This window comes from Shewanella spartinae (assembly GCF_019457555.1).
Lineage (GTDB): Bacteria > Pseudomonadota > Gammaproteobacteria > Enterobacterales > Shewanellaceae > Shewanella > Shewanella loihica.
The window spans coordinates 2356824-2375584 of the sequence record NZ_CP080418.1; the positions used below are offsets into that span (position 1 = coordinate 2356824).

16 protein-coding genes and 1 tRNA gene are annotated in these 18761 nt (G+C 51.6%); 9 read left to right on the forward strand and 8 right to left on the reverse strand.

From position 1 onward, the window contains the following. The first annotated feature begins 181 nt into the window (after positions 1-181). From K0I31_RS10495 to K0I31_RS10505, 3 genes are all read left to right on the forward strand, one after another. A complete protein-coding gene (locus tag K0I31_RS10495) occupies positions 182-991 on the forward strand; it encodes a phosphotransferase (RefSeq protein WP_350354881.1) in 810 nt (269 codons plus the stop codon). A 627-nt stretch (positions 992-1618) separates the two neighbouring features. Next, positions 1619-2806: an efflux RND transporter periplasmic adaptor subunit gene (locus K0I31_RS10500; protein WP_220078334.1), complete on the forward strand. Its 1188-nt coding sequence runs from the start codon at positions 1619-1621 to the stop codon at positions 2804-2806. Between the two features lie 6 nt (positions 2807-2812). Further along, on the forward strand, positions 2813-5995 hold the full coding sequence (locus tag K0I31_RS10505; RefSeq protein WP_220078335.1) for an efflux RND transporter permease subunit: 3183 nt from the start codon (positions 2813-2815) through the stop codon (positions 5993-5995). Positions 5996-6397: 402 nt separating this feature from the next. On the opposite strand, the gene K0I31_RS10510 is transcribed toward K0I31_RS10505, so the two are convergent. Both K0I31_RS10510 and punC read right to left on the reverse strand, forming a co-directional pair. Next, a tRNA-Ser gene (locus K0I31_RS10510) sits at positions 6398-6488 on the reverse strand. 80 nt (positions 6489-6568) lie between these two features. Then, positions 6569-7861, reverse strand: coding sequence for a purine nucleoside transporter PunC (gene punC, locus K0I31_RS10515; RefSeq protein WP_220078336.1), 1293 nt, complete (start codon positions 7859-7861; stop codon positions 6569-6571). Positions 7862-7992: 131 nt separating this feature from the next. Between punC and punR the strand changes: the two genes are divergently transcribed. The 6 genes from punR to K0I31_RS10545 all read left to right on the forward strand — a co-directional run bounded on the left by punR (position 7993) and on the right by K0I31_RS10545 (position 11376). After that, on the forward strand, positions 7993-8895 hold the full coding sequence (gene punR / locus K0I31_RS10520) for a DNA-binding transcriptional activator PunR (RefSeq protein ID WP_011865811.1): 903 nt from the start codon (positions 7993-7995) through the stop codon (positions 8893-8895). Between the two features lie 239 nt (positions 8896-9134). Then, entirely contained in the window at positions 9135-9794 is a 660-nt protein-coding gene (locus K0I31_RS10525; protein WP_220078337.1) for a Bax inhibitor-1/YccA family protein, read from the forward strand. Positions 9795-9980: 186 nt separating this feature from the next. Continuing rightward, the gene (gene tusD, locus K0I31_RS10530; RefSeq protein WP_220078338.1) at positions 9981-10370 is read left to right on the forward strand and encodes a sulfurtransferase complex subunit TusD; all 390 of its coding nucleotides are present in this window, start codon (positions 9981-9983) and stop codon (positions 10368-10370) included. A gap of 36 nt (positions 10371-10406) precedes the next feature. After that, the gene (tusC, locus tag K0I31_RS10535; protein ID WP_220080824.1) at positions 10407-10763 is read left to right on the forward strand and encodes a sulfurtransferase complex subunit TusC; all 357 of its coding nucleotides are present in this window, start codon (positions 10407-10409) and stop codon (positions 10761-10763) included. Continuing rightward, positions 10763-11044, forward strand: coding sequence for a sulfurtransferase complex subunit TusB (gene tusB, locus K0I31_RS10540; protein ID WP_220078339.1), 282 nt, complete (start codon positions 10763-10765; stop codon positions 11042-11044). The genes tusC and tusB overlap by 1 nt, the downstream gene beginning before the upstream one ends. Continuing rightward, on the forward strand, positions 11038-11376 hold the full coding sequence (locus K0I31_RS10545; protein ID WP_220078340.1) for a TusE/DsrC/DsvC family sulfur relay protein: 339 nt from the start codon (positions 11038-11040) through the stop codon (positions 11374-11376). Before tusB ends, K0I31_RS10545 begins: the two co-directional genes overlap by 7 nt. A gap of 223 nt (positions 11377-11599) precedes the next feature. On the opposite strand, the gene serS is transcribed toward K0I31_RS10545, so the two are convergent. The 6 genes from serS to lrp all read right to left on the reverse strand — a co-directional run bounded on the left by serS (position 11600) and on the right by lrp (position 18646). Further along, positions 11600-12886, reverse strand: coding sequence for a serine--tRNA ligase (serS, locus tag K0I31_RS10550; protein WP_220078341.1), 1287 nt, complete (start codon positions 12884-12886; stop codon positions 11600-11602). Between the two features lie 19 nt (positions 12887-12905). Then, positions 12906-13280 carry a fluoride efflux transporter CrcB gene (gene crcB, locus K0I31_RS10555; RefSeq protein ID WP_011865819.1) on the reverse strand — a complete coding sequence of 125 codons (375 nt, stop codon included), beginning with the start codon at positions 13278-13280 and terminating at the stop codon, positions 12906-12908. Beyond that, positions 13273-14604, reverse strand: a complete 1332-nt coding sequence (locus K0I31_RS10560; RefSeq protein ID WP_220078342.1) for a replication-associated recombination protein A — start codon at positions 14602-14604, stop codon at positions 13273-13275. The genes crcB and K0I31_RS10560 overlap by 8 nt, the downstream gene beginning before the upstream one ends. 58 nt (positions 14605-14662) lie before the next feature. After that, positions 14663-15289 (reverse strand): outer membrane lipoprotein periplasmic chaperone LolA, encoded by a 627-nt coding sequence (lolA, locus tag K0I31_RS10565; RefSeq protein WP_220078343.1) that lies wholly within the window; start codon positions 15287-15289, stop codon positions 14663-14665. A gap of 145 nt (positions 15290-15434) precedes the next feature. Then, a complete protein-coding gene (locus K0I31_RS10570) occupies positions 15435-17960 on the reverse strand; it encodes a DNA translocase FtsK (protein WP_220078344.1) in 2526 nt (841 codons plus the stop codon). 182 nt (positions 17961-18142) lie between these two features. After that, positions 18143-18646, reverse strand: a complete 504-nt coding sequence (lrp, locus tag K0I31_RS10575) for a leucine-responsive transcriptional regulator Lrp (RefSeq protein WP_011865823.1) — start codon at positions 18644-18646, stop codon at positions 18143-18145. Positions 18647-18761: the final 115 nt, after the last annotated feature.

An 18761-nucleotide genomic window follows, 5' to 3' on the forward strand; every position in this document is an offset into this window, starting at 1 on the left:
TGGCTATGGCGAGATAGCCCGCTTTATGGTGCATTACCTGCCAGAAAGACCATATGAGAGCTCCCGTGATGATTTAATTAACAGGCCTGCTTCGCAAACTGTCATCGTTAAACATATCGCACCGCCAACACAGAGCAGCCATCCACACCAATGGGACACAGAGATCTCTCACCAACGTAAGATGCGCTCTTATCAGGTAGAGCTCAATTGGTATCGAGATTTCGCTTGCCGTTGTCGGGGTATGCTTAACCTCCCGCAACTTATTGCCGCGAAGGAAGATACTGAGAACCAAGAGATGCTGCTGGTCATGAGCGACCTCGACGCACAGGGATTTGATCAGCGTCGCATCAACCTAACCCAGGCGGAGCTTTACGCCAGCATAGAATGGCTGGCACGTTTTCATGCATTGTTTACCTATGAAGCTTTTCCAAAAGAAGATACGCTGGATGATGCTTCCTACGCTGGCCTTTGGCCCATCGGCTCCTACTGGCACTTGGCGACCCGGCCCGATGAGTTAGCCGTAATGACAGATTCACCTCTGAAACGCGCCGCAGAGGCGATCGACGCTAGACTCAATCAAGCCAGGTTTCAAACCTTAGTGCACGGCGATGCTAAGGTCGCCAACTTCTGCTTTCACAAAGAGATAGAGACCTTAGGCGTTGACGGTGTAGCGGCGTTAGATTATCAATATGTCGGCGCCGGCATTGGCATAAAAGACTTTATCTATCTGCTAGGCAGCTGCCTGGACGAGGCTCAGTTGGTGACTAATTATGACGCTGCCTGTAGCCACTATTTTAAGACCCTCAAACAGCAGCTTTCTGGTCGTTGGGCGGCTGAGCAAATTGAGGCTTTGGTAACTGAGTGGTACGTGCTACTCCCCTTTGCGTGGGCCGACTTTGAGCGTTTCCTCGCTGGCTGGCAGCCAGAGCATCATAAGCGCAACGGCTTTAGCCAAGATATGACTCAGAGAGTGCTAAAGGCGCTCGGCTAAATACGGTAGCTAATCCCATTGTCCAAGTCCAAGTTCATTGTTTAAGTCCATTGCTTGAGCCCAATGTCTAAGATTGTTGTATAAGTTTATTGGTTAAAGGCTGTTTATTTAAGGCGACTGATTTAAGAGGACTGATTTAAGACGATTAGTAGAGCCATTGAGTTGATGTTGAGCAGTTTCAGCAAGCGCCTCCACACCCCAAAGCTAGCCTCTAATGACTGACTCCCCCAAAGCGTCCAAAAGGCCCGAAAACAGGGGGCAAATCACACCAGAAGGGCTACAATCATACTAAGAGAGTGCTCGATATACGCAAACGGGTGAGTACCCAAATGTGCTATCTAAGTTAGCCAATAACGCGGCATCACGCTCTCTTTCTTTTGCCTGTTTCTTTCGGCTCTATCTTGCCTAATCTTTTACCTTTCTTGCTACTTTGTTCTGGTGCATTTGCGCCTCAAGCGAAAATTGCGAATGCCCCATACAACGCAAATTACATACCTGTTTACATTTAAGCGCTTTAACAAATTACCCATTTCGATAACATTTACCCTGCAAAAAATCTTTCGCCTAAGTATAAAAGCGTTTTTATTAATAAATTTATTATCTTAGCTCCAACAAGAGGAAGTGTTTGTGGCTACCGTAAAACAGTTCGTATTGCCCATCGCCGTGCTAGTGCTCGGGGGCGGCACCTTTGCCGTGCTAGCATCGATGAAAAAACCACCAGAAGAGAAACCTGTCGTTGACAATACGCCCGTCGTGGCCGTCGAGATTATCGACAAGGAGCCCATGACCTTTACCGTAAACTCCTACGGTATCGTCAACGCCAAGTATGAAACTGACCTTGTGTCTCAGGTTACCGGTGAGATCGTCTACCTGAGCGACGCTTTCGTTCGCGGTGGCTTCGTGAAGAAAGGCCAGATACTGGCAAAGATAGATCCTAGCGATTACGAGGCCGCCCTTATCGATGCCAAGGCCACAGTGGCCAGTGCAAAGGCGACTCTGGTACAAGAAAAAGCCTATGGCAAGGTGGCCGCCGAAGAGTGGAAGCGAATCGAGAACGGCACCCCTACCGAGCTGAGCCTGCGTAAACCACAGCTGGCTCAGGAAGTTGCCCGCCTCAATTCATCTGAAGCGGGCCTCAAGCGCGCGACCCGTAATCTCGAACGCACTGTTATCAAGGCGCCCTATGATGCCTTAATCGAGAGCCGTCATATAGGCTTGGGCTCATACGTCTCCGCCGGTACCCAAGTGGGTAAGCTGCTTAGCACGGAAAAAGCCGAGATCCGCCTTCCTCTCCCCGATAAGGAGATACGTTATCTCGACAACAAGGGCCTGGGTGCTCAGGTGATGGTTAAGGGAAACTTTGCCGGTGAGAACACCGCCTGGAAAGGTCAAATAGTGCGCAGCGAAGGCGTTATCGACAATCGTAGCCGCATGACCTATCTGGTGGCCGAGGTGATCGATCCCTATGGCCTCAAGGACAACAAGCAACCGCTGAGATATGGCAGCTATATCACGGCGCAGATCCACGGCTCACAGGCCCAGGATGTCACCACCATCGCCAGACACCTGGTAGTTAACGACAAGGTCGCCGTTATGACGCCGGAAAACACCCTGGCATTTAAGTCGGTAGATATACTGCGTCAGCAAGGTACCCAGGTAGTGATCGGTGACGGGTTAGATGATGGCATGCGCCTCATCACCTCGGCACTGGATTACCCCATCGAAGGTATGAAACTTGCCCTGGCCGAAGACAAGCAGACCCCGGGACAAGATGAAGCCGTCGCCGATCAACTGGCCATGGAAGACAAGGAGTAAGGGCGAATGCCAGATCCAAATAAAGGCATGATCGCCTGGTTTGCCCGCAACAGCGTGGCGGCAAACCTGCTGATGATCATCATCATTATCGGAGGTCTGCTGACCGCCAGCACGATACGCAAACAGTTTTTTCCCCAGACAGAGACCAACTGGGTCGAGTTTAGCGCCTTCTATCCCGGCGCCGCGCCCCAAGAGGTGGAGGAAGGGATCACCATCAAGGTCGAGGAAGCCCTGGAGCGGGTACAAGGCCTGAAGCGGGTGATCACCTATTCTAACCGTAACTCGGCATCGGGCTATTTTCGTATCGAAGACTCCTACGACCCTCAGGTGGTCTTGGATGAGATCAAATCTGAGATCGATTCTATATCGAGCTTCCCCGATGGTATGGAACGACCACGGGTTGAGCGCATCAAGAATCGACAGGAGGTGTTTTATATCAGCCTCTATGGCGACCTGCCGCCAAAGCAGCTCAAAGAGTTCGGCGAGAAGATCCACGATGAGTTGATGCAGCTGCCGCTGGTAAACATCACAGAGTTTTATGGCGGGCTGGACTATGAGATGTCCATCGAGGTCAGCAAGGATAAGCTGCGCGAATACAATCTCTCCTTCAACGATGTCGCCAAGGCGGTTCGCGGTTATTCACGCAACATGTCGGCCGGCCAAATCAAAGCCGAAAACGGTTACATCAGCCTGAGGGTGCAAAATCAAGCCTATGTCGGTTACGAGTTTGAGAATCTGCCGCTGATCACCCTAGAAGATGGCACCAAGTTGCTGCTTGGCGATGTGGCCAATGTGGTCGACGGTTTCGAAGAGGGTATTCAATACTCCAAGTTCAACGGTAAGAACTCGGTGACTTTCTTCGTGGGCGCATCAAACGATCAGAGCATGACGGATGTCGCTAAGGTGGTTAACCAATACGTCGAAGATAAACAGGCTTCACTGCCCCAGGGCTTGAACCTGGAAACCTGGGTCGATATGACCTATTACCTGCAGGGTCGTCTGGATCTTATGCTCGACAGCATGAAGAGCGGCGCCATCTTGGTGTTTATCATGTTGGCCCTCTTCCTGCGGGTTCGCCTCGCCTTTTGGGTGATGATGGGGCTGCCCGTCTGCTTCTTAGGTACACTGCTGCTGATGCCGACCGCCATGATAGATGTCACCATCAACGTGATCAGCCTGTTTGCCTTCATTCTAGTGCTGGGGATAGTGGTCGACGATGCCATCGTCATGGGCGAGAGCGCCCATACCGAGTGTGAAGAGAAAGGCCAGAGCATTGACAATGTGATCCGCGGCGTGAAGAAAGTAGCCATGCCCGCCACCTTCGGCGTGTTGACCACAATTGCCGCCTTCCTGCCCATCACCATGGACGATGGCCCCTCGTCGGCCTTCGGCCAGTCAATCGGCTATGTGGTGATCTTATGTCTGCTGTTTTCCCTGGTGGAGTCTAAGCTCATCCTACCGGCGCACTTAGCCAAGATGAAACATAAAACCCAGGTTAAGCCGGGCTCGAAGAATCCCATCAACCTGCTGCGTATCGGGGTCAATTATCTACAGGCCAAGGTGGACAATGGACTGCAGTTTGTGATCTATCGTCTGTACAAACCCTCGCTGACATTGTCGGTGAAATACAGATATATGATCATCGCCCTGTTCATCTCCTTAATTCTGGTCTGCGCCGGCCTCTATTCCGGCGGGATCCTGCGCTACGTGGGACAACCTAAGATCCCCCATGATTTCCCACGTATCAGCGTCGAGATGAACCTGGACTCATCAGAGCAAGCGACCCTGTCTGCCGCATTGGCAATCGAGGCGGCGCTGCATAAGGTCGATGATCAGCTGGAACAAGAGTTTGGCCAACGAATGATCGCCGACATGCAAGTCGATCTTCAAGGCAGAACCCGTGCCCAGGTGATGACCAAGCTAGTGACCCCAGAGCTAAGGCCTATAGATACCTTTGCCCTCGCCGAGCGCTGGCGTGCAGCCATGCCGCAGATCCCAGGGGTGAAGTCCTTCAATATTCAGGATAACCTCTTCGGTGGCGGCCGCGACGATGGCGACATCAGCTTCCGTCTCGAAGGCAAAGACGAGGCACAACTCATCGCCGCGGCCAAGGCATTAAAGGCTAAGCTTAACAGCCTGCAGGGCGTTGGCGACGTCAATGACAGCCGCCAGTCCAGCGCCAAAGAGGTGCAATTTAGCCTTAAGCCGCTGGCCAACAGCGTCGGCCTTACCCTTGCCGATGTCGCCTCTCAGGTCAGCGCCAGCTTCTACGGTCTCGAGGCCCAGCGTATTTTACGCAACGGCGAGGAGATCAAGGTGATGCTGCGCTATCCCGAGGAGCAGCGTAACTCTATCGCCCATGTGACCGAGGTGATGATCCTCACGCCACAGGGCGCAGAGATCCCGCTCTCCGAGGTCGCAGAGATCCAGGTGACGCAAGGAGTCAGCGGTATCCGGCGTGAAAACGGCAACCGGACCATCAACGTCTGGGCCTCGGTGGACGCCTCTCAGGCCGAGCCATTTAAGCTAGCCCAGGACATTCGTGATAACTTTATCCCCGAGCTGCTGCGTCAGTATCCTAGGGTGAAGAGTGAGGTGGCAGGTAACATTCAGGAGCAGATCGACAGCGCCAATACCCAGATGCGTAACTTCATCATCTCGCTGCTGGTGATCTATAGCCTGTTAGCCGTGCCGCTTAAGTCCTATGTGCAGCCAATGATGATCATGTCAGTGATCCCCTTTGGCATCATAGGCTCTGTGCTTGGCCACATGCTACTTGGGATAGACCTAAGTGCCCTCTCCCTATTCGGCATCATTGCCGCCGCCGGGGTGGTGGTGAATGACTCCTTGGTGATGGTGGATTACATCAACCGCGCCCGACTGGCCGGTATCAGCATGAAGGTTGCCGTGATTGAAGCAGGTTGTCGTCGTTTCAGGGCAATTCTGCTCACCTCGCTGACCACCTTTATCGGCCTGGTACCCATCATGAGCGAGACCAGCATGCAGGCGCAGATGGTGATCCCTATGGCGGTGTCGCTCGCCTTCGGCGTACTGTTTGCCACTATAGTGACTCTGGTACTCATTCCATGTCTCTATGTGGCAATCGAAGATACCAAGTCTGCGTTTAGTTGGATATACAACCGAATTACCGGTGTTAAGGTGAATCAAGAAGTGGTGTCAGAGCAGTAGTCTGATTGCCACTTGCTAAAACAGAAAAAGCCCGCGTAACAGCGGGCTTTTTTATAACCAAACTCTTCTCCAGCGCCAGAAGGCTTTAACTAATGATTCAAACAGTCTTTGGATATGAAAAGAAACGAAAAAAGGGCTCCATTTCTAGAAGCCTTTTCTCTTAATGTGGAGGAAAGATAGCTGGGCTTAAACGTTAGGAACCCGGTTATTGCTCTTTTCCGATATGCTAGATAGCACAAAGCCCGCTTGTTAGCGGGACTTGTTAATGTGGTGAAGAGATAGCCTGATTTAAATATTGGGAAGCCTGGGTTCAAATTACTTCCGTTTACCTAGTAACTACTTAGCGCTTATCGAGTCCAAAACGAAAAAGGCTTCCATTTCTGGAAGCCTTTTTTCTTAATGTGGCGGAGAGATAGGGATTTGAACCCTAGACGGGCTATAAACCCGTGCCGGTTTTCAAGACCGGTGCATTCGACCACTCTGCCATCTCTCCGAACGCCGCGAATAATATAGCGCCCTATTTCACTTGTAAAGGGAAAATATAACGAAAAGGCGAATTTGGCGAACTTACGCTCACTTTGTCGAATCTTCCTCCTGATGCAGCGCAATTTTTGCCGGATCTGGGGTAGAAATGGCGCCGAACACAGCTCGCCACTTGTCGTAACCTCTCACCTGAAAACCGATTAGCACGCCTATGGCGCTGACGACTATGCCGACACCAATCGCCTTCTCGCCGCTACTGGCCCATAACGCCACAAGAGAGGATGCGCCAAAGGCGATACTGATCTGCAAGAAGTTTTGTAATCCCGCCGCCTTGGCCGATGCCTGCTTGAACACCTGCAGCGCAGAGTTAACCACTATGGGATAACAGGCGCCATTGGCCGCCGCCATCACAGAGAAGATACTCAACAGAGGCCAGATAGTGCTAGATGGGTAACACAGGGTGACCAAGGCGATACCGGCGACACAGGCACCGAATAGCAACAAGACCCAGGTAAGCGTCACCTCGGCGCCTAAGCGTCGAATAAACAACTTGCTCAGATAGCCCCCGAGAATAAACATCACGGTCTGCGGAACGAAACTCAGGCCGATCGCCTTAGCCTCATACCCATGTTGCTCCATCACTATCGGCCAGAGGGTTAGGTAAGAGAAAAATGCCGCGGAGCAGGCCCCAAATATCAGCACGTTGCCCAGATATCTGGGGCTGGCCAGCATCGCCAAATAGCTCACGCGCACACTCTTTTGAACTTCAGTGGGTTTACTGCCTTGCTGGCTACTTGCCTCGTCGGTCTTACTATTAAGGCTTTCCTTGCTATCGACCCAGGCAAGGGTCGCTAGGATAAGCAGCAGGCTTAAGCCGCCTAGGATGAAGAAGATGCTGTGCCACTGCTGCCACTCCAGCAGATAGGCGCCCAGGATAGGCGCTAAGGCCGGCGACAGAGCCACGAGCGGCATGATATTACTAAATACCTGCTGCGCCTCGCTGGCCTTATAACGATCGATCACTATCGCCTGCCAGATCACCGAGGCGCTACAGGCACCCAAGGCTTGGAAGAAGCGCGCCACATTAAACATGGCGATTGAGTCGCTATTGGCAATCACCAGACTGGCTGCGCCGAACAGAACAAGACCCAATACCAGACTCAGACGTTTACCTATGGCTTGTACCAGGGGGCCATACAAGAGCTGACCCAAGGCCAGACCGGCGAGGAAGAAAGTCAGCGAGCTTGCGACCTGAGTAGCACTGGCATCTAAACTTGTTTCAATTGCTTTGAAAGCAGGTAAATACATGTCAGTCGCAATAAAGCCCAACATGCTGAGTAGCGCTAGATAGATAAGAAAAGAAAAATTAGCGATTTTATTCATAAAATTAGAAGATTCACTTTAACTAACCAAAGAAGTCGGTGAGTCTATTGACTTGCCAATTGCTTGTGAAACGTTTATTTTTGCTTACAGCCTTCAAATATTCTCACGGCAAATTTAGGAGCAAATTCGAGATGCTTTCAGAACAGTCGATGCAATTAATTGATATGGTGGCCCGAGTCGGCAGTTTTACCGCGGCGGCCAACAAGTTACACAAGGTGCCCTCTGCCGTGAGTTATGCCGTGAAGCAGGTTGAGGAAGATTTGGGGGTCGTGTTGTTTGAGCGCCACCATAGAAGCGTGAGCCTCACCCCGGCAGGCGAACATTTCGTCAAGCAGGTGCGCTCCATGCTTACCCATTTGGCGTCGCTAAAAGAAGACACCAAACGCGTGGCCAACGGCTGGCAACCCACACTCTCAATCGCCCTGGATAACATAGTGCGCGCCGATAAGATCAGTAACCTGATCGCCGATTTCTATCGCCATTTCGACAATGTCGAGCTGATCATACGCATCGAGGTCTTTAACGGCGTTTGGGAGGCAATAGCCACCGGCCGCAGCGACATCGCCATCGGTGCCACCACCGCGATTCCTGTGGGCGGTGATTATCGCTTTAAGGATATGGGCGATATCGAATGGACCTTCCTGGTGAGTAAGCATCACCCCCTGGCCGCTATAGATAGACCGCTGCTGGATGATGAGCTGCGCAGCTACCCCTCTATCTGCTTGGAAGACACCTCTCGCGAGATCCCCAAACGCATGACCTGGCTATTAGACAATCAGCGCCGTTTAGTCGTCCCAGACTGGATCCGCGCCATCAACTGTTTCCGCGAAGGCCTGGGCATAGGTTACATGCCCAAGCACTTCGCTACCCCTTTTGTACAGGCCGGCGCGCTGATAGAGAAAGAGCTGGAACGCCCTAAGGCTCCAAGCCCCTGTTGCCTGGCCTGGAACGATGCCAACATGTCCCCCGCCATGGCCTGGGTGCTGGATTATCTAGGCGATAGCGAAAAACTGCAGCGAGACTGGTTTAACTAAATCTCTTTAAATCAGTCACGTTTAATGAGTTATGTTTAGTTACGCGCTCTTAACTGAACGCATTGAATTTACCAGGCTTAATTAACCGCTTATCGAGCAGATGGGGTTTCGCCCTCCCCTTGGCTCGGTTATGATAATAGCTTTGAAAAACAAGTTAAATCCGGTTCATGAAATGGAACTCTTGCAACCGATTTGACTCAAATAAACCATCAAGTTAGTGATAGTCACTGGAGATAAAGATGACGCAAGAAACACTATATGCAAGCCATGCTTCGACACAAGAAGTGAATAAGCTGCTTAAAAATACCTATCTGCTGCTCTCAATGACACTGGGCTTCTCCGCGCTCTGTGCAGGATTGGCAATGGTGTTGCAAATCAGTCCTCTCATGTCTATCGGTCTGTCGATCGGTGGTTTCATTTTGTTGTTTGTCACCCTGAGAAAAGCCGAGTCGGCCGCGGGTCTGTTTTGGGTATTCGCCTTTACCGGAATGGAAGGTGCCTCGCTTGGCTACATGCTTAATCATTATGCCGGCATGGCCAACGGTCCTCAGCTGATCATGCAGGCCTTAGGCCTAACCGCAGTGGTGTTTGTAACCCTAAGTGGCTATGCCATCACCACTAAGAAACACTTCTCTTTCATGCGTGGCTTCCTGCTGGCTGGTCTAGTCATTGCCATCGTTGCAGGCATCGCCAACATCTTCATCGGTAGCGGCGCGGTGTTCATGGCCCTCAACGCGGGTATCGCCCTGTTGATGACAGGCTTTATCCTGTTCGACACCAGCCGCATCGTCAACGGAGGAGAGACCAACTACATACGCGCTACCGTGTCGCTGTACTTGGACTTCCTCAACCTGTTTATCTCTATTTTGCACCTGCTGGGTGCAGGCAGTGACGATTAAGCAAGCTAAGCTTAGAAAGCCCGCCCTCATCGGCGGGCTTTTTTTATGCCCGTTTCTATGACTAATTGGTCTTTTACTTGGGTAAAACTCCCTCCTTATCCACCAGACATTTGGGATCGATTTAAAAAACAGATAGAATAGCGGCTCAAAGCCGAGCTCTTACGGCGCAATATTAAGTTATGGTTAATGAGTAAGCTCATCATTCAAGTCAATCAGGCTGGGTACGGCCAGGGTAGCAGCTATCAGGCGCTGCAATTTACTAAGGCGGCTATCGACGCCGGCCATGAGGTGATTAAGGTCTTCTTCTATCAAGACGGCGTATTGTCGACCAATCATCTGCAATCGCCTGCCTCCGATGAGTTTGCCCTCTACCAGGCCTGGCGAGAGCTGGGACAGACACATCAGGTGCCCCTGGTTAATTGCGTATCGGCGGCGTTACGCCGCGGCGTGTTGTCTGCGGCCGAATCGGCTGAAAACCAATTGCAGCACTGGAATCTCGAGCCCCCCTTTCAGATGGGCGGCCTTGGCGAACTCGTGACCGGTGTGGAGCAAGCCGATCGCGTGATCTGTTTTTAAGCGCCAGATGTTAAGCATTCGCTTTTTGGAAAAATGATGAAAAAGATCACCATTATCTTCAGGCATGCCCCCCATGGCAGTGCCAAGGGCCGGGAAGGACTGGATTTTGCGCTGCTCAGCGCCAGTTTCGAGCAAGAGGTCAGCCTCATCTTCGTCGATGAAGGCGTACTTAATCTGGTGCCGCAGCAGACGCCGGAAGCCATAGGCGCCAAAGATTTCCTGGCAGCCTTCAAGGCATTGCCCCTTTACGATGTCGAGTGCGTCTATGCCTGTCGGCAGAGTCTGGCAGACTATCAACTGGATGAATCGGCCCTGGCCATTCCGCTGGAAGTCAAAACCCCAGCCGAGATAGGTGGGCTGTTAACCCAAGCCGATGAGGTCTTTGTCTACTGATGATACTGCATATCGTTCAATACTCAGCGACTCAAGATAACGCGCTTACCACCTGCCTTCGCTACATTCAGCAGCAAGACACTCTCTTGCTGCTCGGCGATGGCGTAAACTCTCTGCTGCTACAAAATTGGCAACAAGCCTTGGCTGACACCCAGATCTGCCTGCTTGAGCAAGATGTGATCGCCAGAGGCTTACAAACTCGCTTAAGCCATTATAAACAGCTTAGTCAGGATGAATTTGTTCAATACACATTAACTCACGCTAAGGTGATCACTTGGTAAATTTTATTACATATGGCGATAGTCAGATCCCCACGGATCCACAGGGCTATTTGAAAAATGTCAGTGACTGGAATGAAGAACTGGCAGTACTTATCGCCACCGAAGAAGCGATAACCCTAACGCCAGCGCACTGGGAAGTGGTGCATTTTGTGCGTGATTTCTACATGGAATTTAAGACAAGCCCGGCCATTCGTGTGCTGGTCAAGGCGATCGGCCAGAAACTCGGCGCCGAAAAGGGTAATTCCAAGTATCTCTATACCCTCTTCCCCCTTGGGCCGGCGAAACAGGCGACAAAGATAGCTGGGCTACCTAAGCCAGCCAAGTGTATCTAATCTTTAAGCCGTTATTACCACCTAATTAATTGTATTTAGATAATAAAAAACCTTCGCGATTGCGAAGGTTTTTTTGTTGTTAGAGATTTTTCATCACTAACATAATCGCTTTCCCAAATGTTGCTAACATTACTGCGACGAAGATACAGATAATGACGACATAGGTTAGCCACTGAAAATAGCGCCCACCGTTATCCATGTTTCACACTATCTCTTTATCGCGTTAGCCTATTTGAGTCAGGCCGCCCATGTATGGACGTAGCGCCTCAGGTACTGTGATTGAACCATCGGCATTCTGATAGTTTTCCAGCACGGCCACCAAGGTACGACCGACTGCCAGACCTGAGCCGTTCAGTGTGTGCAGCAATGCCGGCTTCTTGGCAGATTTGGCCTTGTAGCGCGCTTGCATGCGACGCGCCTGGAAATCTTGCATGTTGCTGCAAGATGAGATCTCGCGGTAGGTGTTCTGCGCCGGCAGCCAGACTTCGATATCGAAGGTCTTCGCCGCGCCAAAGCCCATATCACCAGTACAAAGTACTACGGTGCGATATGGCAGACCCAGGCGTTGCAGCACGGTTTCGGCGTGTAGAGTCAGGCTCTCGAGCGCAGCCATAGATTCTTCAGGCTTCACTAGCTGCACCAACTCTACTTTGTCGAACTGGTGTTGACGAATAAGACCACGAGTATCGCGGCCGTATGAGCCGGCTTCGCTGCGGAAACAAGCCGTATGAGCAGTCATCTTAATCGGCAGCTCATCTTCATCGATAATGGTATCGCGAGCCAGGTTAGTCAGCGGCACCTCGGCGGTCGGGATCAGGCTTAGGCCCTGACCTTCTTCGGTCGCAGGCTTGGTGTGGAACAGATCTTCACCAAACTTAGGCAGCTGACCGGTACCAAGCAGGCTGTCTTCGTTAACCAGCAGCGGCACATAGGTTTCAGTGTAACCATGCTCGGTGGTGTGCAGATCCAGCATGAACTGGGTTAGCGCACGGTGCATGCGGGCAATCTGCCCCTTCATGACGATGAAACGAGAACCGGTGATCTTAACGGCGCTCTTGAAATCAAGACCAGCGTGTTGCTCACCCAAATCCACATGATCTTTCACTTCGAAATCAAACTGCTTAGGCTCACCCCAGCGGCGGATCTCAACGTTGTCGTTTTCGTCCGCACCTATAGGCGCCGACTCGTCCGGCAGGTTAGGCACGCTCATGGCGATGGCGTTTAACTCTTCCAGCAACTGGTTGAGTTCGGCTTTCTTGCTGTCTAGCTCGGCGCCAAGATCGCCGACTTTGGCCATAATAGGCTCAACATCTTCGCCCTTTGCCTTAGCCTGACCGATAGACTTGGAGATCGCATTACGGGACGCTTGCAGCTCTTCTGTCGCCACCTGTAGTGACTTACGCTTTTCCTCTAACTTGCTGAGACGATCCACATCCAGGATAAAACCACGGGTGGCGAGACGCTCGGCGGTCGCTTCTAATTCAGTACGTAAAAATTTGGGATCTAACATGTTTTTAGTTTCTTAATAGTTAAATGCGAGAAAAAACCAACTGCTGTCCTAAGTAAACCATGAATAAACATAGACATAGGTTCAGAGCGATATTTGTAAATGCTTTCAACCAGGCGCCCTGCTGCATCAATAACAGGGTTTCGTTCGAAAAAGTTGAAAACGTCGTAAGTGCTCCTAATAACCCAACACCTACTAATGCTTTGATTTCAGGACTGACCTGGCTCGCTTCACCTAGGGCATAGATCACCCCCATCAGGAAGGAGCCGATCACATTGACCATGAGTGTACCAAAAGGAAAAGAAGAGCCAAACACCTGAATCATGAATATTGAAATAAGATAACGAAATACCGCGCCGATGGAACCACCCAGGGCCACAAAAATGAGATTATTCATAGCGTTTCACCTCACTTGCCCTGTCCATTTCGGCCAAGGTGGCCAGCTTGGTCTTGATACGTTTCTCGAAACCATGTTCGCTAGGGTAATAGAACTGCGCCCCTGCGAGCGGCTCGGGGAAATAACACTCACCACTGGCATAATGATTGGGCTCATCATGGGCGTAGCGATACCCCTCGCCAAGGCCGATATCGGCCATCAACTTGGTCGGCGCATTGCGCAAATGATTAGGCACAGGTTGACTGCCGGTCTCCCGCGCCAGCTGGCGCGCCGCCTTGAAGGCGGTATAGACGGCGTTACTCTTGGGCGCGCAGGCGAGATAGACGACGGCCTGGGCAATTGCCCGCTCCCCTTCAGCCGGCCCGACCCGATGGAAACACTCCCAGGCATTGACCGCTACTGACATGGCGACAGGATCGGCGTTACCTATATCTTCCGAGGCGATGGCCAGCAGGCGACGGGCTACATATAAGGGATCGCAGCCCCCTTCGAGCATGCGGCAATACCAGTAGAGCGCCGCATCCGGCGCCGAGCCGCGAATCGACTTATGCACAGCCGAGATAAGGTCGTAATATTGATCGCCATTCTTATCGAATCCGGCCAGCTGATGCCCGGCCACCTCGATAAGCATCTGGGGATGAAACTCGCCGCCGTCCGGCAGCATGTCGCTCATCAACTCGATAAGGTTTAGAGCCTTACGGGCATCGCCATCACAGAGACTAGCGAGTTTGCCCGCCACTTCATCAGGCATCTTAAGCTGACGCTTACCCAAGCCACGCTCCTCATCTTCCAGCGCCTGACGGACTATCTTGATGATCTCAGCGTCTTGCAACCGCTTGATTAGATAGACCCTGGCGCGGGATAACAGCGCGTTATTGATCTCAAACGAGGGGTTTTCCGTGGTGGCCCCGATAAAAATCACAGTGCCATCTTCGATAAAAGGCAAGAAGGCATCTTGCTGGCTCTTGTTGAACCTGTGCACCTCATCGACAAACAGCAAGGTGCGCTGCCCACGCGACTGGGCCACACTCTTGGCGTGCTCGATGGCGGCGCGGATCTCTTTCACCCCAGAGGTGACCGCAGAAATACGCTCGACATGAGCATTGGCATAATGGGCAACCAACTCGGCGAGTGTGGTCTTGCCGGTTCCTGGGGGGCCCCAGAACATCATGGAGTGAGCCCTGCCAGCTTCGAGGGCCTGACGCAGCGGCTTACCCTCACCTAACAGATGATCTTGCCCTATATATTGCGACAGGGTTTCCGGCCGCATTCTTGCGGCAAGCGGGCGGAAATCGGGCGCGAAATCGAAACTTAAGCTAGACACAAATGGCCTTTTCTAATGACTTATTCAAATGGCTTATTCTAATAGCTAATTCAAAGACTTAATCCAATGCTTTGAGGCGCTGATCGTCAATATCGACGCCTTCGGGGACGGTAAACTGAAACAGGTTAGCATCGGCGTCTTTCAAAGGCGCCTGGGCTGACAGATTGAAGACGCTGAGGTTACCCTGCTGATCTGTCAGCTTCATCACCTCGAGTAGCTCATCCTTAAAGCAGACCTCAACACCGGTCACGCTGGCATCGACGGCCTTAGGGGTTATCTGATAACAATCGTCCTGACGCTTTACCTGATAGGCCTGCCAGGTCGCTTCGTCGCGATGAACCAAGAGCGCGATCGGCGAGGCATCGATGGCCTGATTGAAATCTAACACGGATACCTCTTCGGCGAAGGGATTGTAGATCCACACGTCCCGGCCATCAGCAACGATAAGCGACTCATCGGGCTGGGTCAGATGCCAATAAAACTGATTGGGTACCGCCAGGGCGAAGGTGCCCGTGCCCTGCTGGATCACCTTGTTGTTAACGTCGGTGACCTGCTGGCTAAAATTGGCCTTAAGGTTATCCAGCTTGGCAAGCTTATCCTTTAGGGCTGCCGAATCATCGGCGTAGCTCGATGCCGCCACGACTAAAGGCAAGGCACAGACTAATTGAGATAAGGGTTTTAGCATTACAAATCCTTTCATGTAAAAGCGCTCGCTATTCACTCGGGTTACTGTCCCCATAAACTCAGGAGTTTAAAGTCCTGACTTATAACTCTCTACCTTTTATCAGAGAGTGTCTCACGAGTTTGTCACGAGAAATATTAACGAGAGCTTAATAATCTTTCGGCGGCGGAGGCGCCAGCACCTCACGGTTACCGTTATGACCTTGAGAGCTGACGACGCCCTGCATCTCCATCTGTTCTATGATGCGAGCGGCGCGGTTATAGCCAATCTTAAACTTACGCTGCACGCTGGAGATAGAACCACGACGGGTCTCGGTCACAAAGGCCACCGCCTCATCGTAGAGAGAGTCCATCTCTTCATCATTCTCCGCGGCTTCACCCGGCAGCAGCACCTGCTCCCCTTCGGCCGAGCCCTGCAAGATCTCATCGATATATTGCGGTTTGCCGCGACTATGCCAGTCGGCCACCACAGCATGGACCTCATGGTCATCGATAAAGGCGCCGTGAACACGGATAGGCACACTGGTCCCGGGTGGTAGGTAGAGCATGTCACCCATACCCAGCAGCGTTTCAGCGCCCTGCTGATCTAAGATGGTGCGCGAATCGATACGGGATGATACCTGAAACGCCATACGGGTTGGGATGTTGGCCTTAATCAGGCCCGTGATCACATCGACCGATGGACGCTGGGTCGCCAAGATAAGGTGAATACCGGCCGCACGCGCCTTCTGGGCGATGCGGGCGATCAACTCTTCCACCTTCTTACCGACGATCATCATCATGTCGGCAAATTCGTCGACGATCACCACGATAGACGGCAGTTTATCTAGCTCAGGCGCCTGCTCTTCCATGCTGTCTTGTGAGCGCCAAAGCGGATCTGTGATCACCTCACCGCGCTCCTTGGCTTCTTTGATCTTGGCGTTATAGCCTTTGAGGTTACGCACCCCTAAGGCAGACATCAGCTTATAACGACGCTCCATCTCACCTACACACCAGCGCAGGGAGTTGGCGGCTTCCTTCATGTCGGTGACCACCTCACAGAGCAGATGCGGGATCCCTTCGTACACCGAAAGCTCCAGCATTTTAGGGTCAATCATGATGAAGCGTACATCGTCGGGACCCGACTTATAGAGCAAGCTGGTGATCATCACGTTGACCCCCACAGACTTACCCGAACCTGTGGTACCGGCTACCAGGAGGTGTGGCATCTTACCAAGATCCACCACCACAGGCTCGCCCGAGATATCCTGACCCAGCACCATGCTAAGGTGCGACTTGCTATGCTCAAAGGCTTCGCTACCCAGCACGTCACGCATAAACACGGTTTCGCGGAACTTGTTAGGGATCTCCAGACCCACATAGGCCTTACCCGGGATCACCTCGACCACACGAACGCTCTCGGCTAGCAGCGAGCGCGCGAGGTCCTTCGACAAGTTAGTGATCTTAGACGCTTTGACGCCTGGCGCGAGCTCAAGCTCGAAACGGGTCACCACAGGACCAGGGAAGACGCCGACCACCTTAGCCACAATGTTAAAGTCTGCAAGCTTGACCTCGACCAGACGCGCCACCTGATCCAGCTCTTCCTGACTGATTGGGTTTGTCTTACGATTTGGCACATCAAGCAGTGAAATATCCGGTAGCGGCGTAACAGGCTTCTTCGGCTGAGCCTCTTCGCCACCCGGCAGGACGACTATGCCATCGACAATCTTTGCCTGCTCGACCTTCTGATTTTTTGGCAGTTTCTTGGGTAGTACGGCGCCGGTTGAATGCTTGGCATCGAAATCTATGGAGACTTCATCATCCTGAGCACGGAAGCTCAGAGCAGGCTCTTGCGCTTCTACCTCGGCAGCGGTTTTTGCCGTTGGCAGGCTAAAGCTTGGCTCCTTAACCCGGCCGCGAGAAGAAGTTTCTTGAGCCTCATCTTCACCATATTCTTCATCGTAATCATCCTGATCGTCTTCATAGACCTCTTCTTCGGCCTTAGCCAAAGCCTTTTGACGACGAGACTCCTTATATCGGTCAAATACCGACATGAACCCCTTGGTATCATCGGTTTCGGGCGCACTCGAGAATTTCTCGGGAACATGTTTAAGCTGCTTCAAACACCAGATGGTGGCAAAACCAACCACCTCGACCACGGTTAGCCAGCTGATGCCGGTCAGCAAGGTAAAGCCGGCGCCGACGAAACAGAGCAGCAGCAAGGTGGTGCCCAGCTGATTAAAATAAGGCAACATGGCATCGGCGATCACATCACCGGAGACGCCGCCGGCCGAGAACTCGTAGATGTCGTTGGCATTCATGCTGGCCAGGGATGCCAGGCTAAAGGTGATCAGCAAGAAACCAATCAGCCTTAGGCCTACCGAAAAATAGTCGATCTCCAACAGGCGATGAATACGTTTGAACAACAGCCAGCCGGTCACCGCCACTATGATAGGGATAAGGTAAGCGGTGTAACCAAAGAAATAGAAGAGCACATCGGCAAGCCATGCTCCCACGGCGCCGGTAACGTTTTTAATCTCACCTTCAAAATTAGACTGACTCCATCCAGGATCAGACGAATGAAAGCTGCTCAGTGCAAGCAGAATATAGGTGGCGACCATGCAGCAGAGGATGAGTCCGCCTTCAAGCAGACGCTGCAGACCGCTGAGTGTTTTGACACTATTTCCCTTAGACAAAAGACAACCCACAAAGCAAAAACGAAAAGGTGAGCCTAAGATATCAAAATAATTCGTGCTATGCAGCGTTTTACCTGCCTATACAGCACAATAGCAAGGCAAAAGGCCTTCATTGGTGAAAAACTATTCGAGGTGAAAAAAAAGGAGCCTTTATGGCTCCTTTTTTACGACATAAATCGTTTTTAAGACTCAAGCGTTACATTGATTGCAACTCTATTGGTCTGCTTGACTTCTTCCATCACAACGTAGGTACGAGTATCAGAAACAGCGGGCAACTTAAGTAGAGTTTCACCTAACAAGCGACGATAGGCAGACATGTCAGAAACACGGGTCTTCAATAAATAGTCGAAGTCGCCAGAAACCAGATGACATTCTTGAATATCATCGAGCAGCTGTACGGCACGATTAAACTTATCAAATACTTCTGCAGTATCGCGATTTAGCGTGATTTCTACGAACACAAGTAATGAAGCCCCAAGATAATGGGGATTTACTAGCGCAGTATATCCATTTATGTAACCTTGCTTTTCGAGTCTTTTAACTCTCTCTAAACAGGGAGTGGGGCTCAGCCCTACACGCTTTGACAACTCAACATTGGAAATGCGGCCGTCGATTTGCAACTCGTTAAGGATGTTACGATCGATCCGATCTAAGTCTTTTATAGGACTCTTTTTATTATTAACCATATTTTTAACCTTGCTTTATCACTAAAACAACATTTACTGCTACGTATGTCAAAAGTTCAGCAGCATTAACTGCCGAAGTGATACTATACTAGATTTCCCTGAAACAATCACGTTC